Here is a 26,405-nt window from a genome sequence, read left to right as displayed (position 1 = left end):
GCGATGACTTGGCAGATGACGTCTGGACGCGGCCCTGCCGGCGGAGAGGGCTTGCTTGCCCTTGGCGGCGCCAGTGTGCCGCCTTTGGCCGGATGCGCCAACTCATCGTGACGCGAGCGCGACCAGACAACAGAGAACGACCCCGCGGCAAGTGCCGGCGAGGTCTGTATAATACCGGCTCCACTCGGCAAGGACACAGAGGACATGGGCAAGCGACTGGTCTGGACTGCCCTCACCGGCGTGATTTCATCGACCGCCCAGGCGGCCCCTCCGGCACCGCTACCGGCGGACCAACTGGACTGGGTACCCTGGGGCGATCAGGCACCGGCCGGCGAACTGTGCGGCGGGCGCTATGTCCAGCCCGGCTATCTGCTGCCCGAGGGGCGGACGCCGGAAGAGGTCCTCTCCAACTCCGCCACCGCGGAGTACGGCGACAACGGCGAGACGATCCTCGGGGGCGAGGTGGTGCTGCGGCGTGGCGACAGCCAGCTGCAGGCGCCGCAGGTGCGGGTCAACGCCGCCCGCGATACCGCCTTCGCCGACGGCCCCCTGACCATCCGCTACCCCGGTCTGCTGGTGCGCGGCGACGACGGCCAGGTCTCGCTCGACAGCGACGCGGCGCGGATCGACGACGCCCACTACGTGATCCACGATCAGCGCGCACGCGGCGATGCTCAGGCGCTGGAGCGTCTCGACGATGGCCGCTATCGCATGCGCGAGGCCAGTTTCACCACCTGTGCGCCGGACAGCCGGCTATGGCGGATCGTCGGCAGCGACGTCACCATCGACCGCGCCCAAGGCTACGGTACCGCCACCAACGCGCGCCTCGAGATGGGCGATGTGCCGGTATTCTACTGGCCCTGGGTGCGCTTCCCGGTGGACGACCGCCGCCAGAGCGGCTTTCTGTGGCCGACCGTGGGGATTACCAGCGATGGGCTCGACTACAGCCAGCCCTACTATCTGAATCTGGCCCCCAACTACGACGCCACCATCACCCCCAGGGTCATCACCGATCACGGCCTGCTCATGGGCGGCGAATTTCGCTATCTCTTCGGCAGCGATCGCGGCACCCTCGATGGCGCCTACCTGGCCAACGACCGCGGCGGCAACAACGACAATCCCAACGTTGCCAATGACGCCTTCGATGGCAAGGATCGCTGGTTCGTCGACTATCGTCACTACGGCTACTTCACCGACCGTCTGGACTATGCACTGCGCTATGGCGCCGCCAGTGATGGCCGCTACTTCGACGACTTCGGTAGTGACTTCGCCGAGCAGGACACCGAATACCTCGAGCGTCTGGCGCGGCTCTCCTACCAGGGCACCACCTGGTATCTGGACGCCCGCGCCCAGGGCTACCAGCGCATGCAGTACCCGATCGACGAGAACGATCGCCCCTACTACCGCCTGCCCAGTCTGACCGCCAATGCGCGCTGGCAGCAGGATAGCGGCTTCTATCAGGAGTGGAACTCCAACGCCTCCTACTTCTGGCGCGATCTGCACGGCGTCGATGCCCAGGGCAACTGGTTCGACGAGGACGAGAACCGGGTTCGCAACATTCCGCTGCGGGAGTCGGCCAACGGCTCGCGCCTCAATCTGACCCCGGCCATCGGCTGGCGTGCCCAGCCCAGCTGGGGCTTCCTCGAGCCGCGCTTCCAGCTGTGGCAGACCAACTATGAGCTCGACTACGGCAATCGTGACACCAACCGCGACGAGACGCTGTCGCGCACGGTGCCGGTCTACTCGCTGGATTCGGGGCTGATCTTCCAGCGCGATGTGACCGCGTTCGACCAGGGCTTCAAACAGACCTTCGAGCCGCGGCTCTACTACGCCTACGTGCCCGAGCGCAATCAGTCCGAGTATCCGGTCTTCGATACCGACGAGCAGGCGATCTCGTGGAGCCAGCTGTGGTCGCCCTACCGCTTCACCGGGGCCGACCGTGTGGGTGACGTCAACAAGCTCTCCTACGGCGCCTCGACCCGCTTCCTCGAAGATGACACCGGGCGTGAGCGGCTGGCGCTGTCGGTCGGGCAGAGCGCCTACTTCCAGGATCGCAACGTCACCCTGCTCGACGACAGCGACAATCTCACCCCCGCGCAGCGGCGCTATGACGATTATCGGCGCACGCGTGACCGCTCGCCGGTGATCACCCAGCTCGACTGGCGCATCAATGACCAGTGGCGCTCGCGCTACGAGTGGTTCTACGACGATCACCGCTCGCAGACCGAAAAGGCCTCCGCCTACCTGCAGTATCTGAGTCCGGTCGGCCATGTATTGAACCTTGGCTACCGTTGGCAGCTCCAAGGTTTCGATCCGGCCAGCGATGCCGACGATCAACTGAGCTACAACCGCGAGGATTTCGACGTCTCGTTCGCCTACAAGGCGACCTCGTCGCTCGATCTGATCGGCCGCTATCTCTACGACAACACCAACAAACGTGATCTGGAGACGCTGGCCGGGGTGCAGTTCAACAGCTGCTGCAGCGCGGTGCAGGTGGTCTGGCGCGAGTGGGTCGACGACAATGACACCGCCTACACCATCGACGACGACTACACCGATCGCGGCCTGTTCCTGCGCTTCGTGTTCAAGGGTCTCGGCGGTGTGGGGCAGAATGCCGATAGCTACTTTGCCACCGCGGTGCCGGGCTACGAACCCACCAAATTCTGAGCCGAGCCCGGCGGGTGCCGGGCCAGCGTCAGTCGCGACGCCAGATACGAGGTCAGCCGATCAAGCGTCGTGATGCAGCGAGCAAGATCCGTGATTCATCAAGCAAGGGAAGTGCTGAACAAATAGGCGAGCGGGATGAAGTGCAAGGCGCCCGGAGCGCAAGAACCGCAGCATATGGGGTATATGTGAGGATTCTTAGCACCGCGCAACGCAGCGATTCGCCCGCGCAGGCATTTGTGCAGTATTCCCTTAGAGTTGTCCTTCATCAAGCAAGAGAGGTAGGCATGCGTCCTAGAGTGTGGATTCCCCTGGCGCTGGTCATGCTGCTGTCGCCACTGTCGGCGATGGCCGAGGTGGTGCCGCTGGACCGTATCGTCGCCGTGGTCAACGACGACGCCATCATGCACAGCCAGCTCGAGCAGCGGGTCGCCCAGGTCAAGAGCCAGCTCGCGTCCAGCAACATCTCCGCGCCGCCGGAGAAGACCCTCGAGCATCAGGTGCTCGACCGCATGATCACCGAGCAGATCGAGCTGCAGATGGCCGAGAAGGGCAAGCTGAACGTCGACGAGACCCAGCTCAATGCCACCATGCGCGGTATCGCCCAGAACAACGGCATGACCCTGGATCAGTTCGCCGACCGCCTGGAGAAAGAGGGGCAGTCGCTGGTCGAGGTGCGCGAGCAGGTGCGCCGCGAGCTGCTGATCCGTCAGGTCCAGCAGCGCGAGGTCGCCAACAAGGTGACAGTGTCGGATCGCGAGATCGACCGCTTCCTGGAGCAGGCCGGCCAGAACAGCAACGTCTCCTATCATCTGGCCCAGATCCTGGTCGCGGTGCCGCAGTCGCCGACCCCGGATCAGGTGCGCCAGGCCCAGGCCAAGGCCGAGAAGCTCTATCAGGAGCTCAAGAGTGGCGCCGATTTCCGCAAGCTGGCGGTCTCCGAGTCCGACGGTGGCCAGGCGCTGAAGGGTGGCGATCTCGGCTGGCGTCCGGCGGCGCAGATTCCGACCATCTTCGCCGACGTCATCCCCGATCTCACCAAAGGTGAGGTGAGTCAGCCGATCCGCAGCCCCAGCGGCTTCCACCTGGTCAAGCTGATCGATAGCCGCGGTGGTGATGGCAAGCAGATCTCCCGCGAGCAGGCGAGCCAGGCGATCTTCCAGCGCAAGGTCAACGACGAACTCGAGGCGTGGACGCAGGAGATTCGCGCCAGCGCCTACGTCGACAATCGCCTCGACAAGCAGTAAAGGAGTCGCCGGTGCCGTCGACACAGGCCGAGGCACCGCTGCTGGCGCTGACCAGCGGCGAGCCGGCGGGTATTGGCCCCGAGCTGACGCTGGCCCTGGCGCGGCGTTGGCCGGCGTTGGCTGCGCGGGTCGTCGTCATCGGCGACCCGCAGTTGCTGGCGGCACGCGCCGCTGGGCTGGGTTGGGCGGTCGAGATCGAGCCGCTCGACCCCGCTGCGCCGGTGCCGCCCGCGCGGGATGGCCATCTGCCAGTGTGGCCGGTGGCGCTGCGGCGGCCGTCGCATCCTGGCGTGCTCGATCCGGGCAACGCCGATTACGTGCTCGAGACCCTGGATGTCGCCATCGCCGCCTGTCGTGACGGGCGCGCCGCGGCCATGGTCACTGCGCCGCTGCACAAGGGGGCGATCATCGAGGGCGGGCACCCGGGATTCACCGGCCATACCGAGTACCTGCGAGACGCCTGCGGTGTCGAGGAGGTGGTGATGATGCTCGCCACGATGACCGCCTCGACGATCGACACCAGACGCGCACCGAGGCCGCTACGGGTCGCCCTGGCCACCACCCATCTGCCGCTGGCACGGGTCGCCGAGGCGCTCGACGCCGCGCTTCTCACGCGGGTCACACGGATTCTCGCCGCCGAGCTGACCCGGTGCTTCGGCATCGCCGCGCCGCGCATCCTGGTGAGCGGGCTCAATCCCCACGCCGGCGAAGATGGCCATCTGGGCCGTGAGGAGCTCGAGATCATCATCCCGACCCTCGAGCGGCTGCGCGCCGAGGGGCTCGATCTGGTCGGCCCGCTGCCCGCCGATACGCTGTTCACGCCGCGCCATCTGAATGACGCCGATGCTGTGCTCGCCATGTATCATGACCAGGGGTTGCCGGTACTCAAGTATGCCGGCTTCGGCCAGGCGGCCAATATCACCCTGGGCCTGGGCATCGTTCGCACCTCGGTCGATCACGGCACCGCCCTCGACCTTGCCGGCAGTGGCCAAGCCGATGTCGGCAGTCTCAGGGTGGCGCTGGAAGTGGCCTGCGAGATGGCCACTCATCGATCTCACTGACTCATCTCTCTCACCGAGAGGGTGTTTACACCGCTGTCCCGTGCAGCTTTCAGGTAAACGACCTCTGAAGGAATTCGTTGTCAATGGCTAACCCAGCCGATTATCCGCGTGGCGCGCTGCCGCGAGCCCGCAAACGTTTCGGTCAGAACTTCCTGCGCGATGCCGGCGTGATCTCACGCATCGTGCGCGCCATCGGGCCGCGTCCGGGGGAGCGCCTGGTCGAGATCGGCCCGGGGCAGGGCGCTCTGACCGAGCCGCTGCTCCAGGCCGCCGGTGCGCTAGAGGTGATCGAACTCGACCGTGATCTGATCCCTGGGCTGCGGGTGCAGTTCTTCGCCTATCCGGACTTCGTGATCCACGAGGGCGATGCGCTCAAGTTCGATTTCCCGGCGCTGGCGGCTGAGGATGGCCGCCCGCTGCGGGTGGTCGGCAACCTGCCCTACAACATCTCCACGCCGCTGATCTTCCATCTGCTGGCATCGCGCGGCGCCGTAGCCGACATGCACTTCATGCTGCAGAAAGAAGTGGTGGAGCGTCTCGCCGCCGAGCCCGGTGGGCCCGACTGGGGGCGACTGTCGGTGATGACCCAGTACCACTGCCAGGTGGAGTCGCTGTTCGTGGTGCCGCCGGAAGCCTTCGTGCCGCGGCCCAAGGTCGACTCTGCCATCGTGCGCCTGACACCCCACGCCGAGCTGCCCGTCGTGGCGCACGACGAGGCGCGCTTCGCCGAGATCGTGCGCGATGCCTTCGGCCAGCGGCGCAAGACGCTGCGCAACAACCTCAAGGGGCTGGTCGAGGCCAGCGAACTCGAGGCGCTGGGGATCGACCCCGGCCGCCGCCCGCAGACGCTCGAGGTGGCGGAGCTGGTCGCCATCGCCAACCGGGTCACGGAGCGCGAGGCATGAATGAACTGGCTGCGCAGATCGGGGTCGAGGTCGAGCCCGACTACCGCGCCGACGAGTCGGATCCGGCGCAATCGCGCTACGTCTTCAGCTATACGGTGACGGTGCACAACCGCTCGACCCGCGAGATCCAGCTGCTGTCGCGCTACTGGAAGATCACCCAGGGCAACGGCAAGGTGCAGGAGGTGCGTGGCAATGGCGTGGTCGGCAAGCAGCCGGCGATCGCCGCGGGTCACAGTTTCCGCTATACCAGCCGCGCGGTGCTGGCCTCCCCGGTGGGAGTGATGCAGGGCAGCTACGGCTGCACCGATCTCGCCAGCCAGGAGGCCTTCGAGGTCACCATCGAACCGTTCCGGCTGGCGACCCCCAACCAGGTGCACTGAGCTGCGCCGGGTGCCGACCCGTTCATCCCGGAGGGCTCCCCAGCCCTCGACCTAGGGTTTGTACGAAAAGTCAGCGAGCGAAGACAAGACAAGGCAAAAATCGGCGAAAACGCGGAGTTTACGGGGTGTAAATGAGCATTTTGAGCTGATTTTTAACGCCGTATTGCCGAGCGCAGGTAGTTTTCGTACAAAGCCTAGAACCGACCATCGAGAAGGACGACGACTATGGCCACCTATGCCATCGGCGACCTGCAGGGCTGCTACGCTGAGTTCGACGCACTGCTGTCGCGGCTCGACTTTTCGCCCTCCCGTGATCGACTGTGGCTGGCCGGCGACCTGGTCAACCGCGGACCCGGTTCGCTCGCCTGCCTGCGCCGGGTGATGGCGCTGGAGGGCGCGGCGGAGACGGTGCTGGGCAACCACGATCTGCATCTGCTGGCGGTGGCGCGGGGGCACGGCAAGCTCAAGCGCAACGATACCCTGGCCGAGATACTTGCAGCGCCGGATTGCGACGCCCTGATGGACTGGCTGCGCGCCCAGCCGCTGCTGGTCGCCGACTCGGCCCGCAATCGGGTGATGACCCATGCCGGATTGTTGCCGCAGTGGTCGTTGTCCCAGGCTCGCGAGCTGGCGGCGGAAGCCGAGGCAGTGCTCGGCGGCGATGCGGTCGATGACTTTCTCGCCGAGATGTACGGCAACCGGCCGGCGCGCTGGTCGCCGGCGCTGGAGGGGCTGGACCGCCTGCGCAGCATCGTCAATGTCTTTACCCGGATGCGCTTCATCGATGCCGACGGTACCCTCGACTTCAGCGCCAAGGAGGGGCTGGATAGCGCACCGGCGGGCTTCGCGCCCTGGTTCACCTATCCGCGCCGGCATCCCCGCGAAGCGGATCTCACCCTGCTGTTCGGCCACTGGGCCGCGCTGGAGGGGGAAACGCCTGGGGCCCGCGTGCGCGCCGAAGCCCTGGACACCGGCTGTGTCTGGGGCGGCTCGCTCACGGCGCTCGATCTCGACAGCGGCGAGCGCATCGCCGAACCGTCGCATCAGATGCGACGCTGAATCCATCTCAGAGGGCGTACATGCCACACCCATTCGAACATCTCGATGCCGCCACCCTCATCCAGTGGCTGGGCGAGGGTCGCACCCTGACCCTGGTCGATATCCGCGATCCGCTGAGCTTCGCCCAGGGGCACATTCCCGGCAGCCGCCATCTGGACAACACCAGTGCCGCCGAACTGGTCGAGCAGACACCCCCCGCGCAGCCGTTGGTGGTAGTCTGCTACCACGGCCACTCCAGCCAGCAGGCCGCCGCCTGGCTCGCCGGTCAGGGCTTCAGCGAGGTCTACAGTCTGGATGGCGGCTTCGTCGACTGGGCGCATCGCCATCCTGAACGGGTCAGCCGATAGGAGGCGTCATGCACGCTGGCAACGATCCCTGTCTCGACGGTCTCGAGGTCTATCTGGTCGGCGGCGCGGTGCGCGATGCCCGGTTGGGCTGGCCGGTCGGCGACCGCGACTGGGTGGTGGTCGGTGCCAGCGTCGAGCAGATGCGCCAGCGCGGCTTCCAGCCGGTGGGGCGCGACTTCCCGGTATTCCTGCATCCGCAGACCCATGAGGAGTACGCGCTGGCGCGCACCGAGCGCAAGCGCGGTCACGGCTATACCGGTTTCGAGGTTCACGCCAGCCCCGAGGTGACGCTGGAGGCGGATCTGGCGCGGCGGGATTTCACCATCAATGCCATGGCCGAGGGTGCCGACGGCGAGCTGGTCGACCCCTACGGTGGGCGCGACGACCTCGAGGCCCGGCTGCTGCGCCACGTGTCGCCGGCGTTCGTCGAGGACCCTCTGCGGGTGCTGCGTGCGGCGCGCTTTCTCGCCCGCTATCGTCACCTGGGGTTCGCCATCGCTGGCGAGACCCTGGCGCTGATGCGTCAGCTCGTGGCGGGCGGCGAGATCGCGCACCTGGTCGCTGAGCGCGTCTGGACCGAGACGGAAAAGGCCCTGGCTGAGGCCAACCCCGAGGCTTATTTCGAGACCCTGCAGGCGTGCGGCGCGCTGGCGGTGCTGATGCCGCCGCTGGCCGACGATACCTTGGCGGCGTCCCTGGCGCGGCTGGAGAGCGTGCCGAACGATCTCGCCGAGCCGGCGGTCTGGCGCTGGGCGCGCTTCGGTGAGCATCTCGCGGCTGATGACCAGCGCGCGCTCAACGACGCCGTCAAGGCACCCAACCGCTACCGTGACGCCATGCGCCAGGCGGCGCTCACCCGCGAGCTACGCCAGCGCTGTGACCATGCCGATTCGCGTGCCGGAGAGATCATGCGCTGGCTCGACGGTATCGACGCCTGGCGTCGGCCCGAACGCCTCGATCCGCTGCTGGCGCTGATCGCCCACGAAGCCCCGGCGCTGGCCAATGATCTCGCCCTGGCCTGGCGACTGGCGTCCCAGATCCTGCCCCAGGCGCTGCTCGACGAGGGCCTGCGTGGGCCACAGCTGGGTCAGGAGCTGGCCCGGCGGCGAGAGCAGACCATCCGCGAGGCGCTGGAGACGGCGTAGACAAGGGGCAGCGAGGTGAAGGGGCCTTCGCACCAGTCACCTCATCCTCGGCGCGCGCTCATTCCCCTCTCGCTTCAGCCCTCGCTCCTCGGAGACGCGCCCCCTCCCGGATGCCCACTGCCAGACGACAACGCCCGCGGCGATCACTCGCCGCGGGCGTTTGACGTAGTGCTTCCGGTCTAGACGAACAGGCCCACGATCAGTGCCATCACCAGACCGGTCAGGCCGATGATGGTCTCCATCACGGTCCAGCTCTTCAGGGTCTGCGCTTCGGTCAGGCCGAAGTAGCGGTTGACCAGCCAGAACCCGGAGTCGTTGACGTGGCTCAGCACGGTGGCCCCCGAGGCGATCGCGATCACGATCAGGCCGAGCACCGGACCCGACAGGCCCAGGGTCGAGATGACCGGTGCCATCAGGCCGGCAGCGGTGATCATGGCCACGGTGGCGGAGCCCTGGATCACGCGCACGGCGGTGGAGATCAGGAACGCCAGCAGAATCGGCGGCAGCGCGCTCTCGGCCATGATGTCGCCCATCACGCCGCCGACCCCGGAGTCGATCAGCACCTGCTTGAACACGCCGCCAGCCCCGGTGACCAGGATGATGATGCCGGCCGGCTCGAGGGCCTTGGTGGCAACCTCCATCACCTGCTCTCGGGTCATGCCGCGGCGTGTGCCCAGGCAGGTGAAGGCGAGCAGGGTGGCCAGGGTCAGCGCCACGAAGGGGTGGCCGAGGAAGGTCAGTGCAGCCAGCACCGGACTGTCCGCCGGCAGAATCACGCCGGAGACGGTGTTGAGCACGATCAGCGCCAGCGGCAGCAGAATGATCGCCAGAATCAGCTTGAAGCTGGGCAGATCGCGGGTGTCGGCCGGCTCCTTGGGCAGCTCCATGTAGTCGGGAATCTGGGCGTCGATACGCTTGGCGATCCAGCGTCCGAACAGCGGCCCGGCGATGATCATGGCGGGCAGGCCGCAGATGGCGCCGAACAGGATCACGTAGCCGAGGTCGGCTCCGATCAGCTTGGCCACCGCGATCGGGCCCGGTGTCGGCGGAATGAACGAGTGGGTGACCGCGAGCCCGGCGAGTAGCGGAATGCCGTAATAGAGCAGCGAGCGTCCGGTACGCCGGGTCAGGGCATAGATCAGCGGCACCAGGATGATGAAGGCGACGTCGAGAAACACCGGAATCGCGACGAGGAAACCGGTGACCCCCATCGCCCACTGCGAGCGGTTCTCGCCGAACTTGCCGAGCAGCGTGCTGGCCAGGCGATCGACTCCGCCGGAGACCTCCAGCATCTTGCCGAACATCGCGCCCAGACCGACCACGGTGGCGACGAAGCCGAGCGTGCCGCCCATGCCTTTCTCGATGGTGTTCAGCAGCTCCTCGACGCCCATGCCGGTCGCCAGACCCACGACACCGCTGACCACCAGCAGCGCCACGAAGGCGTGCAGGCGCAGACGCATGACCAGGTAAAGAAGGACGATGATGCTCCCCAGCGCGGCGAGGATCAGAGAGGTGGGACTGTCCATGAGGATGAAAAACCCTTTGTGAGCGAAGCACCTGCTGGCAGTTGAGGCGCTGGCGGATGTCGCCGCGGACGTGGTGCGTCCAGTACCTGCCGGGGGCGATATCCCGCGGGACGCTATGCGCCTTTGGTGGCGTTGTGCTTCGGTGTGGAGTTGGCGAAAATGGATGTTACCGGTAACAGCTCGGCGGCAACAATGCGCCTAAAGGTGTAGAGACAAGCCGCTCGCTGGTGGTTACGCCTAAGAACGCCTTTCACAACCGCCAGACGATGTGGGCTTATCCGGCGGCAGGGCGTTGCGAGGGGGCTGTGACCCCCTCCCTGGGCGCTACCCTTGCCATCTCTGGCAAAGGCCCCTCGCTTTGCCCCGCCCCCGGCGCTCTTCGTCAGAGGGTTTGTAAACACCCTCTGAGAGGGCATCACCCGTTTGCCGGCGGCCATCGGCGCCGAGCGCCGCCGGCAGAACGATTCATCGGCACAACGATTCATCAGCGAAAAGAGTCCGACGCATGAAAACCAATCAGGGACATCGCATCGTCGTCATGGGCGTGTCGAGTTGCGGCAAGACCGAAATCGGGCAGCGCCTGGCGGCGCGTCTGGAGGGGCGCTTCCTCGACGGTGACGATTACCACTCCGAGGCGAGCGTGGCCAAGATGTCGCGGGGCGAGCCGCTCAACGACGACGACCGCGCCGGCTGGCTCGCCCGGCTGAGCGAGATCCTGGGGGAGGCGCGTGCGGCGGGCGAGACGCTGGTGGTGGGCTGCTCGTCGCTCAAGCGCCGCTACCGCGACACGCTGCGCGAGGGCGATCCGGCGCTCACTTTCGTCTACCTGTGCGGCAGCCGCGAGCTGCTGCTCGAACGCATCCAGTCGCGTGAGGATCACTTCTTCAAGGGCGAGGCGATGCTCGACAGCCAGCTCGCAACGCTGGAAGCCCCCGGCGCCGACGAGGCGGTGACGGTGGATATCGATGCCAGCATCGAGACCGTGGTCGAGCGTGCCGCCGAGGCGCTGACCGAGCGCTATGCCCATCAGTCCGGCAGTGCGGCCTCCTAGTCAGCTCGAGGGCGCGCTGGGCAAGAACGGGGTGGGCTAGCCGATACTGCCGCCGCAGCGCACCTCGAACCCCAGATCCTCACTGTGCGGCCGGCAGGGCTGGCCGGCGAGGCGCGCCAGCAGGCGCTCGGCGATCACCTCGCCGATTCGCCGGCGGGGTGTCACCACCGTGGCCAGTGGCGGTGTCGTCGCCTCCACGATGTCGAGCCCATTGAAGCCGGCCAGGGCGAGGGCGTCGGGCACCGCCAGGCGCCGGCGCTGGCACTCGAACAGCGCGCCAGCGGCCAGGTCGTCGTTGCAGCAGAACACCGCCTCCAGCGCTGGCCAGCGCTCCAGCATCGACCCCAGCATCTCGCCGCCGAGGCGATAGCTCGACGGCTGCGGCGTGGTCAGGCAGGACTCGGTGGAGAGACCGGCGGCGCGCAGCGCCGCCTCCCAGCCTGCCATGCGCAGCTGGGCGCGGTGATCCATGCGCGCACCGAGAAAGCCGACCCGGCGGTAGCCGTGGGCGAGAAAGGTCTCCGTCAGCGCCCGGCCGGCGGCGGTCTGATCGAGCCCGACATTGATGTCTAGCGGGGTCGGGGTCAGCTCCAGCGTCTCCACCACCGGCACCCCGGCCCGTCGCAGCAGCCGCTCGGCATGCTCCGTATGGCGGGTCCCCGACAGTACCAGGCCATCCACTCCATAGCCCAGATAGGTGTCGATCAGACGCTCCTCCTCGAGTATCGAGTAGCCGGTATGGCCGATCAGCAGCTGATAGCCGGCGGCGCGCAGACCCTCCTCGATGCCGCGCTGGATATCCGAGAACACCGCGTTGGAGAGTGACGGGATCAGCAGCGCGACACTGTGACTACGGCCGCTGGCCAGCGCCCCGGCGGCGTGATTGGGGATATAGCCGAGCTCGGCGATCGCCGCCTCGATACGCTGGCGCAGCGGTAGCGAGACCCGCTGCGGCTCGCGCAGGGCGCGCGAGACGGTGATCTTGGTGACCCCGACCCGATCGGCGATATCCTGAAGCGTGACGCGTCCCGAAGCGCGGCGCGGCATGACGATCTCCCCAGCGCGGCAGCGGCGCCCGACGCTGGCGATCGATAGGGATATCGCGCCCGAGGCGGGTCCGATTAAGATGATGGTTAGCGGTAACTTTCGAGCAGACTAGCACGCTGCCCTGGCGCTGGCTGTGCGGCCATGGTTGTAGCCGATCGGATTGCCGGAGGTGGGGTAGAGCCCGTGCTCAAGGGGCGCTATCGCCGATCAGCAGCTCGGTATCCAGGGTGCGCGAGCGACGCGGTTCGAGATCGAGCAGCATGGCCGCCGCCAGCCGGCCCTTGGCGGTGTTGTCCTGGTGTACCGTGGTCAGTCGCGGGCGCCGCCGCTGACCTTCGGCGATGCCGTCGAAGCCGGTGATGCGCAGATCCTCCGGCACCCGCAGCCCGCGTCGCTCGGCCAGGTCGATGGCGGTCAGGGCGATACGATCGGAGAGACAGATGAGCAGGTCCGGGCGTGTCGCCGCGGGCTGGTCGAGCAGCGCGGCGACCACCGGCACGCAGCCTTCGTAGGTGTTCTGGTCGACGTTCCACAGCGCCACGCTGTCGGGATCGATGGCGGCCTCCGTCAGCGCCTTGAAGATCCCGTCGAGACGCCGCCGGGTGACGGTGAGATCGGCCGACAGTAGCGCTTCCAGGCCGATCTGGCCCACGTGGGACTGGGTCAGGCGCAGCCCGACGATGGCGACTCGCTGCGGCGGATGGCGCAGGGCGTGGCGAGCCAGTGCGAGGCTGGCCGGGTAGTTGTCGACATGCACCGCCGGGATACCCGGCAGATCGATGTCGATGGCCACCGCGGGGCGATCCGCGATCAGGTCGAGGATGCGCGAGGAGGCGCCGTGCAGGCCGTAGACAATGACACCGTCGGCCATGTCGACACCGCCGCCGCTCTGCTCCAGGCGTCCCGGCAGCAGCATCAGCGAGTGGCCGTGCTGATCCAGCTGTGCGGCGACACCGGCGATCAGCTCGCTGGCGACGCTGTCGCTCAGACTGTAGAAGAGGTTTTCCGCCAGCAGCATGGCGATGATGCCGGAACGGCCGGTGCGCAGCATGCGCCCGCGGGAGTCGGGGCCGTGGTAGCCGAGCGCCGCCGCGGCGGCGAGAATCTCTTCGCGGCGGGCCTGGGAGAGCTGGTCGGGACGGTTGAAGGCGTTGGAGACGGTGGCGGCGGAGACGCCAAGACGTGCTGCCACCGTCTTCAGCGTCATGCGCTTGGTTTGACTCACGGTCGCACGCGGGGGATGGGGTGCCGCGTCGTGCGCTGCTGGCGCCGTGTAGCGATGGCCGTGGCCGGGGGCATAGGTGAGTCTCCTCGTCGGGGATCGGATGGCGGCCAGGGCAGCGGCCGCCATCCCGCCTTGGGCTTTGCCTAGGTGGCGCTCAACCATGCCGCCGCATTGCCAGCCAGCGTCGTGCCGTTCACCACGCCGGGCTGGCTCTGGGCGAGCAGCGGGGCCGCCGGCAGGTCGATCGGTGTATCGCCCAGGTTGAGCACCACCCTAACGTCGCCGTTGGTCAGCACCAGCACATCCTCGCGCGGGCTCGGTGCCCACGCCAGTTCGCCCTGGCCAAGGTTATGGTCGCGGCGCAGTTTGAGCAACTGCTGATAGAGCGTAAGCGTCGAATCCGGCCGATCGAGCTGACGGTCGACGGCGTAGTCGGCGTAGTTGTCCGGCTGCGGCAGCCAGCGCTCGCCGCTGTCGTTGAAGCCGAAGGCCGGGGCGTCGGCGCGCCACGGCAACGGCACCCGACAGCCGTCGCGGCCGCCATCCTCGCCGCCGGTCCGGAAGAAACCCGGATCCTGGCGGTAGCGGTCAGGCATGCTGGTGTGATCCGGCAGGCCCAGCTCCTCGCCCTGGTAGAGATAGGCGGAGCCGGGTAGCGCCAGGGTCAGCATGATGATCGCGCGAGCTCGGCGCAGGCCCAGTGCCTCGTCGGGCTGCTCGTCACCGATACCGATCTTCTGCGGCCGCGCGCCGGGATTCGACAGCCCCAGACGCGAGGCATGGCGCACGCCGTCGTGGTTGGACATCACCCAGGTGGTGGTGGCGCCGACCGCGCCGGTGACGGCGAGCGAGCGGTCGATGATGGTGCGCAGCTCCGCGGCATCCCAGTGGGCGATCAGGTAATCGAAGTTGAACGCCTGCTGCATCTCGTCGGGGCGAATGTAGCGCGCCACCCGCTCCGGCTTGAGCCAGGCCTCGGCGACCATCATGCGGTCGTCGCCATACTCCGCCAGGATTCGGTGCCAGCGGCGATAGATGTCGTGCACGCCATCCTGATCCCACATCGGGCCACGGTTGCCGCCCTCGACCATCACTTGTTCGCCGTCCCAGTCCGGCAGGCCCGGCTGCTTGATCATGCCGTGGGCCACGTCGACGCGGAAGCCGTCGACCCCGCGGGCGAGCCAGAAGCGCAGCACGCGCTCGAACTCGTCGCCCACCTCGGGGTTCTGCCAGTCGAAATCGGGCTGGGTGCTGTCGAACATGTGCAGATACCACTGGCCGTCTTCGACCCGGGTCCAGGCCGCGCCACCGAAGATGCTCTGCCAGTTGTTGGGCGGCAGTTCGCCCTGCTCGCCACGCCCGTCGCGAAAGATGTAGCGCGCCCGTGCCGGGCTGCCCGGCGGGTTGGCCAGCGCCTCCTGGAACCAGACGTGTTCGCTGGAGCTGTGATTGGGCACCAGGTCGACGATTACTCGCATGCCGCGCTCGTGGGCACCGGCCAGCAGGCGGTCGAAATCGTCGAGGGTGCCGAACAGCGGGTCGACGTCGCAGTAGTCGGCGACGTCGTAGCCGGCATCGGCCTGGGGCGAGCGGTAGAACGGCGATAGCCACAGCGCATCGATCCCCAGGGCGGCGAGATAGTCGAGGCGTGCGGTGACACCGGCGAGATCGCCCATGCCGTCGCCGTTGGCGTCCATGAAACTGCGCGGATAGATCTGATAGATGACGGCATCGCGCCACCACTGCTGCTGGGTCATGCGGAACTCCTCGTCACAAGGCGAATCAGGGGCTCGGGGCCGGCGTGGCGATCACCACTGCCGCCGCTTGAGTCGGGTCAAGGTCTGGTCGAGATCGGCGAGCACCGCCGCCGGCTGGGCGCGGCCGGAGAGCACCGCGTGCACACCGTTGAAGATGGCATTGGAGACCCGGGCATAGGCCTCGCCGGTCACCGCCGAGGGGCGCGCCACGGCGTTCATCAGCACCGGGCGCAGCACGCTCATGGTGGGGTTGGCCGCGACCACCTCGGGATCGTCGTAGAGCGCGATCCGGGTCGGGTTCATGCCGTTGTTGAGGGCGTGCCGACGCTGCACCTCGGCACTGGTCATATAACGTGCCAGCGAGATCGCGGCCTCGGGCGCCTCGGTGTAGCGCGAGACGGCGAAGTTCCAGCCGCCCAGGGTGCTCACCGAGTCGCCATCGGGGCCGTGGGGCAGCGGTGCGACGCCGATCTTGCCGCGCACTGGGCTGCCTTCACGCTGAGCCAGCGACCACACGTAGGGCCAGTTGCGCATGAACACCGCGTTGCCGCTCTGGAACACGCCGCGCGCCTCCTCTTCGGTGTAGTTGAGCACGCCACGTGGGGCGATGTTGCCGATCCAGCTCGCTGCCTCGGTCAGCGCCGCCGTGGCCTGGGGGTTGTCCAGCGTGATCTCGCCATCGGTGTCGACGATACGTCCGCCGCCGTAACCGGCGATCCACTCCAGCGCGTTGCAGGTCAGGCCCTCATAGGCGCGGCCCTGGAAGACGAAGCCCCACATCTCGGCATCGCCGGCGGCGCGCTCGGCCTGCTGGATGCTGGTCGCGGTGGCGGTCATCTCCTGCCAGGTCTCGGGTACCGGGCGCTGGTGCTTGTCGAGCAGATCCTGGCGGTAGTAGAGCAGGCCTGCATCGGTGTACCAGGGCAGCGCCACCAGGCGGCCGTCGACGGTATTGGCCTCGATCAGCGCGGGAAAGAAGGCTTCGCGCTGGTCGGGCGGTACGGCCTCGCCGAGGTCGAGCAGATGCGGTGCCAGCAGCCCGGGCCAGGCGATATCGAGCATCATCACGTCGACATCCTGGGAGTGGCTGTTGAGCAGCTGCTGGAACAGCGCCAGCTTCTCGGTGGTGGCGTTGGGTGTGGTCACCACCTTGACGCTATTGCCGCTCTGGGCCGCCCAGGCGCGTGCTGCGGTGGGGCAGTAGTCGCCGTCGCCACCCCCGCCGCAGGCGATGGCGATCTCGGCGGCCTGGGCCCCACCGGCGCTACCCAGCAGCGCGAGCAGGCCCAGGGCGACGCGCCAGCGCCACCGGTTCGCGGGTGGTCCGGGGCGGGTTCGCCTGGCGGCGGATCGGTGTGTGTCGGCACCGCTCATGAGGCGGCTCCCTGCGCGGCGTGGCGTTCAAGCGGCGGCACCGCGCGGCCGTCGTGGTCGAACAGATGGCCGTGCAGCGGATCGAAGTCGAGCGTCACCCGCTGGCCGCGCTGGAACGGGCTGGGCGCCTGGGTGCGACACACCAGCAGCTCGTCGTCGTTGCGTTCCAGATAGAGGTAGGCCTCGCTGCCGAGATACTCGACGTTGACGATCTCCAGCCCCTCGCCGCGCTCGCTGGGGGTGGGAATCAGATGCTCCGGGCGCACGCCCAGGGTCGCCTCGTTGGAACTGCCGCTGCCGGCGCTGAAGGCCAGCGGCAGGGTGCGCTCGCCGACGGCCGGAATCTCCACGCGGCAGCCTTGCCCGGCGTCGGCTTCGGCGGTGACCTGGATGAAGTTCATCTTGGGTGAGCCGATGAAGCCGGCGACGAAGCGTGACGCGGGGCGTTCGTAGAGCTCGCGCGGGGTGCCGATCTGCTCCACATGGCCGGCGTTGAGGACCACGATGCGGTCGGCCAGGGTCATCGCCTCGACCTGATCGTGGGTGACGTAGATCATGGTCGAACCCAGGCGCTCGTGGAGCCGCGCGATCTCGTTGCGGGTCTGCACCCGCAGGGCCGCGTCGAGGTTGGAGAGGGGCTCGTCGAAGAGCAGGATCTTGGGCTCGCGGGCCATCGCCCGGCCGATCGCCACGCGCTGGCGCTGGCCGCCGGAGAGCGCCTTGGGCAGGCGCTCCAGCAGGCCGTCAAGCTGCAGGAGCTTGGCCGTGTGGCGGACCCGTTCGTCCACCGTCTGCTTCTCCTGCTTGGCCAGTTTCAGGCCGAAGGCGATGTTGTCGTAGACGCTCATGTGCGGATAGAGCGCATAGGACTGGAACACCATGCCGATGCCGCGCTCCGGCGGTGTCAGGTTGTTGACCCGTTGGTCGTCGATCATCAGGTCGCCGTGGGTGATCGATTCGAGCCCGGCGATCAGGCGCAGCAGGGTCGACTTGCCGCAGCCCGAGGGGCCGACGAAGACGATGAACTCGCCGTTGTCGATCTGCATCGAGACGTCGTCGATCACCTGGGTGCTGCCGAAGCGCTTGTTGACTCGTTCGAGCGTCAGACCAGCCATAGTTTCTCCTACCCGAGAACGGGGAAATCAGTAGTGGCCGAAAGCCTCAGAGGCGTTCAGCCCTTGACGGCACCGGCGGTGAGCCCGGAAACGATACGCCGCTGGAAGATCACCACCAGCACCACCAGCGGCACGGTGACGATCACCGAGGCGGCCATGATCGGCCCCCACGGCAGCTCGTACTGGCTGCCGCCGGAGATCAGCGCGATCGCCACCGGTACCGTGCGTTGCGAGTCGGTCAGGGTGAAGGTCAGTGCGAACAGGAACTCGTTCCACGCCGCGATGAAGGCCAGCAGACCGGTGGTGGCCATTGCCGGCCACAACAGCGGCATGAACACCTTGGTCAGGGTCACCCAGGGTGAGGCGCCGTCGACGATCGCCGCCTCCTCCAGTTCATCGGGGAGCTGGCGCATGAAGGTGGTCAGGATCCACACCGTGAACGGCAGGGTGAAGATGGTGTAGCTGAGGATCAGCCCGCCGGGAGAGTTGTAGAGATCGAGCGTACGGATCACCTCGAACAGCCCCGAGAGCACCGCCACCTGGGGGAACATCGACACCCCCAGCACGATCATCATCACCGTGGTACGCCCGCGAAAGCGCACTCGGCCCAGCGCCCAGGCCGCGGTCAGGCCCAGCAGCAGGGCGATGATCACCACGCTGATGGCGACGACCACCGAGTTGCGGATCGCGGCCAGGAAGGTCGGCTGCGACAGCACCGTGACATAGTTGGAGAAGTCCAGACTATCGACCCAGTAGCTCACCTCGAACAGCTGGCTCGACGGCTTCAGCGAGGTCACGATGGCGTAGTAGAAGGGGAAAATGGCATAGAGCACCAGCACCGCCACCAGCATCCAGAAGCCGATTGTCAGCGCGATGCTCTTCAGTCTGCGCAGCGTCATGACCCACCTCCCAGCTGGCGGCGTCCGAGATAGAGATAGACCACCGTGACCAGCGCGATGATCATGAACAACAGCGTCGAGGCGGCACTGCCATAGCCCACGTCCTGGAACTCCACCAGTTGCTGGCGGGCGTAGATCGACATCGTCATGGTCGAGGCGGCGTTGGAGGTCAGCACGTAGATGACGTCGAACACGCGCAGTGCGTCCAGGGCGCGGAAGATCACCGCCACCAGCAGGGCCGGGGTGATCAGCGGCAGGGTGACGCGGAAGAACACCCGCACCGGATGGATGCCGTCGACCTTGGCCGCTTCATAGCAATCCGAGGGCAGCATCTGCAGCGCCGCCAGCACCAGCAGGGCGACGAAGGGGGTCGCCTTCCACACGTCGACCATGATGACCGCCCACATCGACAGACTGGCGTCGGCGGTCCACGACAGCGGTGCATCGATCACACCCAGGGTCATCAGCAGGTGATTGATGATCCCGAACTGGTCGTTGAGCATCCACGCCCAGATCTTGGCCGAGACCACGGTGGGGATCGCCCACGGGATCAGCATCGCCGCGCGCACCAGGGTGCGGCCGCGGAAGTGGGCGTTGAGCACCAGCGCCACGATCACCCCCAGCACCGCCTCCAGCGATACCGAGACCAGCGCGAAGTAGAGCGTGTTCCACACCGACTGCCACCACAGCGGGTCGGCGAGAATGCCGTACCAGCCGTTGTCATAGACCAGATAGTTCTCGAACCCGATGAAGTTGGCGCCCTCGAGGCTCGACAGGCTGGCATCGGTGACGCTGAACCAGAAGGTGCGCGCCAGCGGCCAGCCGGCGACCAGCGCCAGGCCGATCAGCATCGGGGTCAGGAACAGCCAGGCCGCGCGTACCCGGCGCCGGCGTACCCGGGTGCCGCGTTCGCGACGCGGCCGCGCCGGCTGAGTGGCGTCCACCGCGCCGCCCGGACTCGGGGCGGCCGGCGCCTGCGCCATTGTGGGTTGCCGAGTTGCCATGGATTGCCTCCCGGCCGCTTACCAGCGGCGCCGCTTGATGCGCTCGAGTTCGCTCTGCAGTGATGCCAGACCTTGGGCCGCGCCGATCTTGCCGGAGAGCACTTCATGCACGGTGTTGAAGAAGGCGTTGGAGACCCGCGGATACTTGTCGCCGGTCACCGCCGAGGGGCGTGGAATCGCCGAGGTGAAGGTGGTGTAGAGGGTGCCGAAGAAGGGCACCGCAGCGAGCACCTCCTTGTCCTTGTAGAGTGCCGGCAGGGTCGGGTTGTAGGAGCCTTCGATGGCGCGGCGCTTCTGCTCTGCGGGAGAGGTCAGAAAGGCGACCAGATCGGCGGCCATCTGCGGGTGCTCGCTGTAGCGCGAGACTGCCAGGTTCCAGCCGCCGAGCACGGCCGCGCTGTGGCCATCGGCGCCACCGGCGGGCAGTGCCACCACGCCGACCTTGTCGCGGATATCGCTCTGCTCGGACTGCACCAGATCCCAGGCGTAGGGCCAGTTGCGCATGAACAGCGCATTGCCCGACTGGAACACCCCGCGTGACTCCTCCTCGGTGTAGTTGAGCACCCCTTGGGGTGAGATATCGCCGATCCAGCTCGCCGCCAGGGTCAGCGCCTTGGCCGCCTGCGGATTGTCGACGGTGATGTCGCCGGCATCGTTGACGATGGTGCCGCCATCGGGATAGCTGGCGATCCACTCCAGGGCGTCCACCGTCAGCCCCTCGTAGGCGCGCCCCTGGAACACGAAACCCCAGAAATCCTTGTGCCCGGCCTGGCGCTCGCCGGCCTGGACGGTTCGCGCCTCTTCGGTCAACTGCTCCCAGGTGGTGGGCACCTCAAGGCCATATTTCTCGAGCAGATCCTTGCGGTAGTAGAGCACCCCGGCATCGGTGAACCACGGCATCGCCACCAGCCGACCATCGACGGTGTTGTTGTCGACGATGGCCTCGAAGAAGTCGTCGGTGGTGCCCTTGGGCAGGTATTCGTTGAGGTCGATCAGGTGCGGCGCGAGCATGCCTGGCCACACCACGTCGATCTGGAACACGTCGATGTCACCGGAGCGCGCGTTGAGGATCTGCTGATAGAGCGACAGCCGCTCGGTGGCCGAGTTGGGGGTCGATACCACCTCGACGCTGTGGCCGCTCTGTGCCTCCCAGCGCGCGACGCCCTCCTTGCACAGCGTAAGCTCGGCGCCGACCGCGCCGCAGGAGATGGTGAGATCGGCGGCCTGGACCTGGCCCGCGACGGTCAGTGTGGTCGCCAGCATTAGCAGAGAACGTGTTTTCATCCTGGGCTCCTGGGGAGTGCCGGTTGTTGTTGTGGGCGACTATCGTCGGGTTATCGCCGTGCGCCCGAGGTTCACGACCGGATGCGACGCATCTGGGGAGCTATCCGGTCGTTGTCTTAATCGTTTAAGTTCCTGGCCAAGTTATGCCACTTGCTCGCGCCGGCTCAACCCGGACTTTGGTTGTAAAGGGCGTTGGCGAGGGCTGAGTGCAGAAGCGCGCCGAGCGCTCGTGATGCCCCGGGACGAGGGCGTTAGACCTTGGTCAAAGCGCCTTTCGTCGATGTTTTCAGGCAGCTCTTAAACGTTTAAGTTCCGCCTTGCGTCACGACTCGCTGACACCGCCATCCCGTGGTCAGAGCAGGGGGCTCGGGATGGGACCGGTGGAGAGCGACGCGACGCCCCAACGCGCAGGCGGTGGGGCGTCCGGCGGGCGAGGGGACGACAACAACCACAACAGGAGCATGTCATGTCCAGATCAGCGATCGATGTGATCGAAGGTTCTCGGCTATGCCGCCCGCGCCGGGCGACACCGGGATTTCGCAAGACCGGGCTCGCCATCGGTGTGGCGCTGGCCTCACTGGGCGCCGTCTCCTCGGCGCAGGCGCAGTCGAACCAGAGCCTGGAAGCGCGCCTGGCGGCGCTCGAAGCCAGGGTGGCGGCGGCCGAACAGCGCGCGGCTACCGCCGAGCAGCGCGCCAACCTGGCCGAGCAGAAACTCGATTCGCTCGAGGATCAGTCCCTCGATACGCGTCTCGCCGCGGTCGAGAGCCAGACCGAGAACCGCAGCGCCGAGGCGGCCGAGCAGGGTGACGACGGCCTCTCGCTGAGTGTCTATGCGCGCTCCGGGCTGCTGCTCGGTGATGATGGCAAGAGCGCCCCCGGCGGCCCCTACCTGACCCCGGCGGGGGCCACCGGTGGCGCGGTGGGGCGTCTGGGCAACGAGCCGGACACCTATGTCGAGACCGTGCTCAGCTACAACCAGACCTTCGATAACGGTGCCAAGTCGCTCTACCGCATCATGCTGGCGGACAGCACCACCACCAGCAACGACTGGACCGCCGACGAGTCGCAGCTCAACGTGCGCCAGGCGTTCGTCGAGTTCAGCGATCTGCCCAGCTTCACCGGTCCCTTCGAGAACGCCAAGATCTGGGCCGGCAAGCGTTTCGATCGCAACAACTTCGATATCCACTGGCTCGACAGTGACGTCATCTTCCTTGCCGGTACCGGCGCCGGTGTCTACGACGTGGCGGTCAACGACGACTGGAGCACCAACCTGACGCTCTACGGGCGCAGCTTCAGCGACTTCCCCGTGGTCACCAGCGACAACCCGGATCTGACCGGCAGCACCGACGCCCTGATTCTTTCCACCAACAACTACGTCGGCCCGTTCCAGTGGATGCTCAGCGGCCTCTCCGCCAACGACAACGACGAGCGCGACACCGGCAGCCGCGCCAGGGCGGCCGACCACGGTTTCCATGGCATGCTCGCTTATCACGGTGACAGCTTCTTCGGGGTCAGTGACGGCAACACTGTCGCCGCGTTGCTTCACGGCGAAGGGTTGGGGGCCGAGGTCAAGGCGCTGGGCTCCGATGGCAACCTGACCAAAGACGCCAAGACCACGCGGCTGGCGCTCTACGGCACCACCTACGTGGCGCCGAGCTGGCGCCTGGCCCCCGCGGTGCTGGCCCAGACCAGCGACGACCGCTACGCCAACGGCGACAGCTACGACTGGGCGACCTTCAACGTGCGCTTCGCCAACGAGCTGACCCAGAACTTCGAGATGCAATACGAAGCCAGCTATCAGTGGATGGATCTCGATCCCAAGGGCTACAAGGGTCGCAATGCGGTGGAGGGGGGCTACACCCGCTTTACCCTGGCGCCGACCTTCAAGCCCCAGGTGGGTGGCTTCTGGCAGCGTCCGGAGATTCGTCTTTTCGCCAGCTACAGCGACTGGGACAGCGAACTCAATAAATTCGCGGGTGACGATGCCCTGGGCAAGGACAACTTCACCGGCGGGCAGTGGACCTTCGGTACGCAGATGGAGGTGTGGTTCTAGGTCGCAAGCCGACCTGGCTCGAGCCCGCCGTCAGCGGCGGGCCGCATGACCCGACGCCCCGCCGATCGTGATCGGCGGGGCGTCGCCTTTCAGGCGCCGTGGTGCCGGATGACGCTGGCAGGCGAAAGGTCGTGCGGCGTCAGGTGAAGGAGAGCAGCAGCAGGATCAGCGGCGGTGAGAGCAGCGAGAGCAGAAAGCCGCTGACGATGGCCACCGGCACGCAGGCGATGCCGCCGTGCTTCTGAATCACCGGCAGGGTGAAGTCCATCGCTGTGGCGCCGCTGTAGCCGATCGCCAGCGGCACCGCGCCGCGGATGAACAGTGGCACCAGCAGAAAGGCGAGCAGCTCCCGGGCCAGATCGTTGAAGAAGGCCGCCCCGCCCAGCACCGGGCCGATCTGGTCGCCGATCAGAATCCCCGAGAGCGAGTACCAGCCGAAGCCTGCGGCCAGCGCCATGCCCTGGTTCCAGGGCAGCGCCAGCAGCGGCGCCGCAAGCAGTCCGGCGAGCAGCGAACTCACCAGTACCATCCCGGCGATCGCCAGCCCCAGCCGGTTGAGCAGGATCTGTCGCAGCCCCAGCCCCGAATTGCGCAGCTGGCAGCCGATCAGGCCGAGCAGAGCGTAGAGCGTCCAGGTGGCCAGGGTCTCGGCCTGGGCCGCCGGGTGCCAGCCGAGCAGGCGCATGCCCGCGCCGAGCAGTACGCCGACCGCGACCACGGCGCACAGCAGCACCGAGCCCTTCATCGCCTGCCACTTGCCGAGTGGCGCGGCATCGTCGCCGGCGATGCGCTCGACCCGTGCCATTGGCCGCCGCGACAGCCACCACAGGGCGAGCAGATTGAGCGGCGAGATCACCAGGAACAGGGTGGCCGCGGTGGCGCCGATGGTCGAGAGCTGCCCCAGCAGGTTCTCCATCCCGCCCAGGCTGATGCCCATCAGCAGCAGGATGACGTAGACCGAGGCGCTCACGCCGCGGTCGATGCCGCGGCGCAGGCCGGCGTGCCGAACCGGTATCAGGTAGCCGACGATCAGCGGCAAGAGTATCCACAGCAAGCCCAGCAGCATGGCGACCTCGGCGAGATGAGCAATGAAAACGGGCGCCCTGTTGGGGCGCCCGTTGAAGAGTCGAAACTGTAATTCGAGACGCTAGGTCATTCAACTCCCTTATCGCGCGGGAAACTGACATCGAGCAGGCTGAGCTGACTGCGCTGTTCGCCGTCGCGCACATAGCGGCTGGCCAGCAGCAGGCCGGGCACGTCGCGGTCGAAGGTCAGGAACAGATGGCGGCCACGCTTGTCCGGGTCGGCATCCCAGGTGTCGACGCTGACCCCCGGGAACTTGCCGGCCGGCGTGGTGACCTCTCCCACGCCGGTCACCCGATAGTAGAGCGTCTTGTCGCGTCCCTTGTGGTCTTGATAGGTGAGCTGGCAGGGCGACACCTGATCGCTGCGGCAGCGCGCTTCGGGGGCCGTGCGCGCGAGTTCGAACAGCGCAGTCTGGCGGTCCGGCAGACGCTTGAGCTGGTCGGCGTTCAGGTGGTAGTCATCGCCGATCCCCAGCAGCGAGTAGCCGGAGGTGTAGTCGATGGCCTGCACGTCATCGCCCTCCACGGCGAAGCGCCCGCGCTCCTCGCCGTGGGCGATCTTGAGGCTGGCCTGCATCGTGCTCTCCCACACGCTGCCGTGCCGGCTCAGGCGGTGGGTGATGGTGGCATCCGGCCAGCCGCTGATGGCCAGGCGGTAATGGGCCACGAAGGGCGTTGGCGCACTTTGGGCCAGCGCCGTGGTAGCGCTGAGCAGCAACAGTGCGAGTGACAGCAGCATCGAGGTGAGATAGGGCATCGTCTGACCCAGGCTAGAGGCTAGGTTCTGTTGATACCGATTTTGGCGAAAGGTTCACGCGCGCCGCAGGCAGGTGGCAGCGAAGCTGCCGCGCTCGCTCCCGGCGCGGCGCCTGCGATCACGCAGAGTGCTGGGCCTCCTCCAGCGGGTCCTCCGACGCTTCCTCCAGGGGATGGCCCTCCTCGTCCTGGAGCTGATAGTCGTAGGCGCCCTGCAGGCCGGCCTCCTCCTCGGGCTCCTCCTGGGCCTGAGCGATATAGCCGGGGTAGAAGGGCGAGAGGATCGCCACGACGATACCCAGCGCGGCGATGAGCGAGAAGGCATAGGTGTAGTCGAACAGATCGATCAATCGCCCGATCACCGGTGAGCCCGTCGCCTGGCCCAGCGCCACGGCCATGAAGGGGAGTACCGGGCCCGCCGACAGGCGTCCCGGCAGCAGGCGGATACCGGTCATCAGATAGAGCCCGGTCAAGCTCATGTAGGAGAGGCCGAAGATCAGGGCCGAAAAGAGCGTCAGCCCGGGCTGCGCCGGGTTGGCCGCCAGCAGTAGCATGCTGGTGGAGAGCATCATCAGCATCAACGCCTGGGTGATCGGCGGGTTGTTGCGGTCGGCGAGATCGGCGACGACGGCGCCGCCCAGGCCCGCCACGCCCACCGCGAACCAGAGCCAGCCGGTGGCGCCTGCCGAAACGCCGCCGAGCGTGATCACCAGATCGGGGGCGAAGATCCAGTATGCCGATGAGACGAAGCCCATCAAGAACGCGAACAGCGAGACGCGGATCAGTCGCGACCAGGGGAGCTCACCGAGCGGCGGCGGTGGGGCCGCGTTGGCAGGCGTCAGCCGTGACACCGAGGGCAGGAAAAACCAGGTGGCACACAGCCCGACGATGGCCAGTGCGGTGAAAGAGAGATAGGCCGTGCGCCAGGCGCCGGTCATGAAAATCACCGTGGGCACGGCAACCATGATGCCGATACTGGTGCCCGCGTTCATGAACGAGCTGACCCGTGCATGCAGGGTGCGCTTGACGAGTGCCTGCATGCCGGTCGTCAGCGCGGGCATCATCAACCCGGTGCAGATACCGCAGGAAAAGACGCCGATACCTAGGGTCATGGCGCTCGCCGCCTGGCTGATGAGCGCCAGCCCGGCAACGCCGAAGCTTGCCGAGATCATTGCCGAATAGCGTGCGCCCAGGCGGTTGGCCAGGACAGGGGCGAAGCCGGTGGAGAGCAGGAAACTCACCAGCGGCAACGCGCCGATTATCCCGATCGTATAGGTCGTGAGAGCCAGGTCGTCTCGGATCTGTGGCACGAAAAGGCCGAAGGCAAAACGTGCCAACCCATAGCTGATGGCGATGAGCACGGCACCAAAAACGGCGAAGCTGGTGCTGGAGACCTCTCTCATCTTGTTCACCTCGCT

The 26,405-nt window shown here is 67.0% G+C and carries 22 protein-coding genes; 10 read left to right on the top strand and 12 right to left on the bottom strand.

Going from position 1 to position 26,405, the window contains the following annotated elements:
• Positions 1-204 precede the first annotated feature (204 nt).
• The 8 genes from lptD to DOM67_RS05605 all read left to right on the top strand — a co-directional run bounded on the left by lptD (position 205) and on the right by DOM67_RS05605 (position 8,808).
• Positions 205-2,667, top strand: coding sequence for an LPS assembly protein LptD (gene lptD / locus DOM67_RS05640; RefSeq protein ID WP_110674685.1), 2,463 nt, complete (start codon positions 205-207; stop codon positions 2,665-2,667).
• Positions 2,668-2,951: 284 nt separating this feature from the next.
• The gene (locus DOM67_RS05635; protein ID WP_110674684.1) at positions 2,952-3,911 is read left to right on the top strand and encodes a peptidylprolyl isomerase; all 960 of its coding nucleotides are present in this window, start codon (positions 2,952-2,954) and stop codon (positions 3,909-3,911) included.
• A gap of 11 nt (positions 3,912-3,922) precedes the next feature.
• Positions 3,923-4,972, top strand: a complete 1,050-nt coding sequence (gene pdxA / locus DOM67_RS05630; RefSeq protein ID WP_110674683.1) for a 4-hydroxythreonine-4-phosphate dehydrogenase PdxA — start codon at positions 3,923-3,925, stop codon at positions 4,970-4,972.
• Positions 4,973-5,055: 83 nt separating this feature from the next.
• Positions 5,056-5,877 (top strand): 16S rRNA (adenine(1518)-N(6)/adenine(1519)-N(6))-dimethyltransferase RsmA, encoded by an 822-nt coding sequence (gene rsmA / locus DOM67_RS05625; RefSeq protein ID WP_110674682.1) that lies wholly within the window; start codon positions 5,056-5,058, stop codon positions 5,875-5,877.
• Positions 5,874-6,257 (top strand): Co2+/Mg2+ efflux protein ApaG, encoded by a 384-nt coding sequence (apaG, locus tag DOM67_RS05620; RefSeq protein WP_110674681.1) that lies wholly within the window; start codon positions 5,874-5,876, stop codon positions 6,255-6,257. The genes rsmA and apaG overlap by 4 nt, the downstream gene beginning before the upstream one ends.
• 225 nt (positions 6,258-6,482) lie before the next feature.
• Positions 6,483-7,316 (top strand): symmetrical bis(5'-nucleosyl)-tetraphosphatase, encoded by an 834-nt coding sequence (locus DOM67_RS05615; protein WP_110674680.1) that lies wholly within the window; start codon positions 6,483-6,485, stop codon positions 7,314-7,316.
• Positions 7,317-7,336: 20 nt separating this feature from the next.
• On the top strand, positions 7,337-7,663 hold the full coding sequence (glpE, locus tag DOM67_RS05610) for a thiosulfate sulfurtransferase GlpE (protein ID WP_110674679.1): 327 nt from the start codon (positions 7,337-7,339) through the stop codon (positions 7,661-7,663).
• Between the two features lie 8 nt (positions 7,664-7,671).
• The gene (locus DOM67_RS05605) at positions 7,672-8,808 is read left to right on the top strand and encodes a polynucleotide adenylyltransferase (RefSeq protein ID WP_110674678.1); all 1,137 of its coding nucleotides are present in this window, start codon (positions 7,672-7,674) and stop codon (positions 8,806-8,808) included.
• 179 nt (positions 8,809-8,987) lie between these two features.
• Here the strand turns inward: DOM67_RS05605 and DOM67_RS05600 are convergent, their stop codons facing one another.
• Complete coding sequence (locus DOM67_RS05600; RefSeq protein WP_110674677.1) at positions 8,988-10,334, bottom strand: gluconate:H+ symporter; 1,347 nt, start codon at positions 10,332-10,334, stop codon at positions 8,988-8,990.
• Positions 10,335-10,839: 505 nt separating this feature from the next.
• Between DOM67_RS05600 and DOM67_RS05595 the strand changes: the two genes are divergently transcribed.
• On the top strand, positions 10,840-11,385 hold the full coding sequence (locus DOM67_RS05595; RefSeq protein WP_110674676.1) for a gluconokinase: 546 nt from the start codon (positions 10,840-10,842) through the stop codon (positions 11,383-11,385).
• 36 nt (positions 11,386-11,421) lie between these two features.
• On the opposite strand, the gene DOM67_RS05590 is transcribed toward DOM67_RS05595, so the two are convergent.
• The 8 genes from DOM67_RS05590 to DOM67_RS05555 all read right to left on the bottom strand — a co-directional run bounded on the left by DOM67_RS05590 (position 11,422) and on the right by DOM67_RS05555 (position 21,090).
• On the bottom strand, positions 11,422-12,432 hold the full coding sequence (locus tag DOM67_RS05590; RefSeq protein WP_110674675.1) for a LacI family DNA-binding transcriptional regulator: 1,011 nt from the start codon (positions 12,430-12,432) through the stop codon (positions 11,422-11,424).
• Positions 12,433-12,619: 187 nt separating this feature from the next.
• Entirely contained in the window at positions 12,620-13,657 is a 1,038-nt protein-coding gene (locus DOM67_RS05585) for a LacI family DNA-binding transcriptional regulator (RefSeq protein ID WP_232825148.1), read from the bottom strand.
• A 143-nt stretch (positions 13,658-13,800) separates the two neighbouring features.
• Positions 13,801-15,414 (bottom strand): glycoside hydrolase family 13 protein, encoded by a 1,614-nt coding sequence (locus DOM67_RS05580; RefSeq protein ID WP_110674673.1) that lies wholly within the window; start codon positions 15,412-15,414, stop codon positions 13,801-13,803.
• A gap of 51 nt (positions 15,415-15,465) precedes the next feature.
• Positions 15,466-16,788, bottom strand: a complete 1,323-nt coding sequence (locus DOM67_RS05575; protein WP_110674672.1) for an ABC transporter substrate-binding protein — start codon at positions 16,786-16,788, stop codon at positions 15,466-15,468.
• Entirely contained in the window at positions 16,785-17,903 is a 1,119-nt protein-coding gene (gene ugpC, locus DOM67_RS05570) for a sn-glycerol-3-phosphate ABC transporter ATP-binding protein UgpC (RefSeq protein ID WP_110674671.1), read from the bottom strand. Before ugpC ends, DOM67_RS05575 begins: the two co-directional genes overlap by 4 nt.
• 56 nt (positions 17,904-17,959) lie before the next feature.
• Positions 17,960-18,802 (bottom strand): carbohydrate ABC transporter permease, encoded by an 843-nt coding sequence (locus DOM67_RS05565; RefSeq protein ID WP_110674670.1) that lies wholly within the window; start codon positions 18,800-18,802, stop codon positions 17,960-17,962.
• Entirely contained in the window at positions 18,799-19,785 is a 987-nt protein-coding gene (locus DOM67_RS05560; protein ID WP_110674669.1) for a sugar ABC transporter permease, read from the bottom strand. Before DOM67_RS05560 ends, DOM67_RS05565 begins: the two co-directional genes overlap by 4 nt.
• 39 nt (positions 19,786-19,824) lie before the next feature.
• The gene (locus DOM67_RS05555; RefSeq protein ID WP_110674668.1) at positions 19,825-21,090 is read right to left on the bottom strand and encodes an ABC transporter substrate-binding protein; all 1,266 of its coding nucleotides are present in this window, start codon (positions 21,088-21,090) and stop codon (positions 19,825-19,827) included.
• Positions 21,091-21,556: 466 nt separating this feature from the next.
• Here DOM67_RS05555 and DOM67_RS05550 point away from each other — a divergent pair, with 466 nt between their 5' ends.
• Positions 21,557-23,146: a carbohydrate porin gene (locus DOM67_RS05550; protein ID WP_110674667.1), complete on the top strand. Its 1,590-nt coding sequence runs from the start codon at positions 21,557-21,559 to the stop codon at positions 23,144-23,146.
• Between the two features lie 139 nt (positions 23,147-23,285).
• On the opposite strand, the gene DOM67_RS05545 is transcribed toward DOM67_RS05550, so the two are convergent.
• From DOM67_RS05545 to DOM67_RS05535, 3 genes are all read right to left on the bottom strand, one after another.
• Positions 23,286-24,212: a lysine exporter LysO family protein gene (locus tag DOM67_RS05545; RefSeq protein WP_110674666.1), complete on the bottom strand. Its 927-nt coding sequence runs from the start codon at positions 24,210-24,212 to the stop codon at positions 23,286-23,288.
• Between the two features lie 86 nt (positions 24,213-24,298).
• Positions 24,299-24,988: a hypothetical protein gene (locus DOM67_RS05540; RefSeq protein WP_110674665.1), complete on the bottom strand. Its 690-nt coding sequence runs from the start codon at positions 24,986-24,988 to the stop codon at positions 24,299-24,301.
• A 118-nt stretch (positions 24,989-25,106) separates the two neighbouring features.
• Positions 25,107-26,390, bottom strand: coding sequence for an MFS transporter (locus DOM67_RS05535; RefSeq protein ID WP_110674771.1), 1,284 nt, complete (start codon positions 26,388-26,390; stop codon positions 25,107-25,109).
• Between the last annotated feature and the right edge of the window lie 15 nt (positions 26,391-26,405).

The sequence above is a fragment of the Salinicola sp. RZ23 genome (assembly GCF_003206675.1).
Classification (GTDB): Bacteria; Pseudomonadota; Gammaproteobacteria; order Pseudomonadales; family Halomonadaceae; genus Salinicola; species Salinicola endophyticus.
The sequence above is the reverse complement of the archived record's forward strand: the minus strand, read 5'-3'. Positions and strand labels throughout refer to the sequence as shown.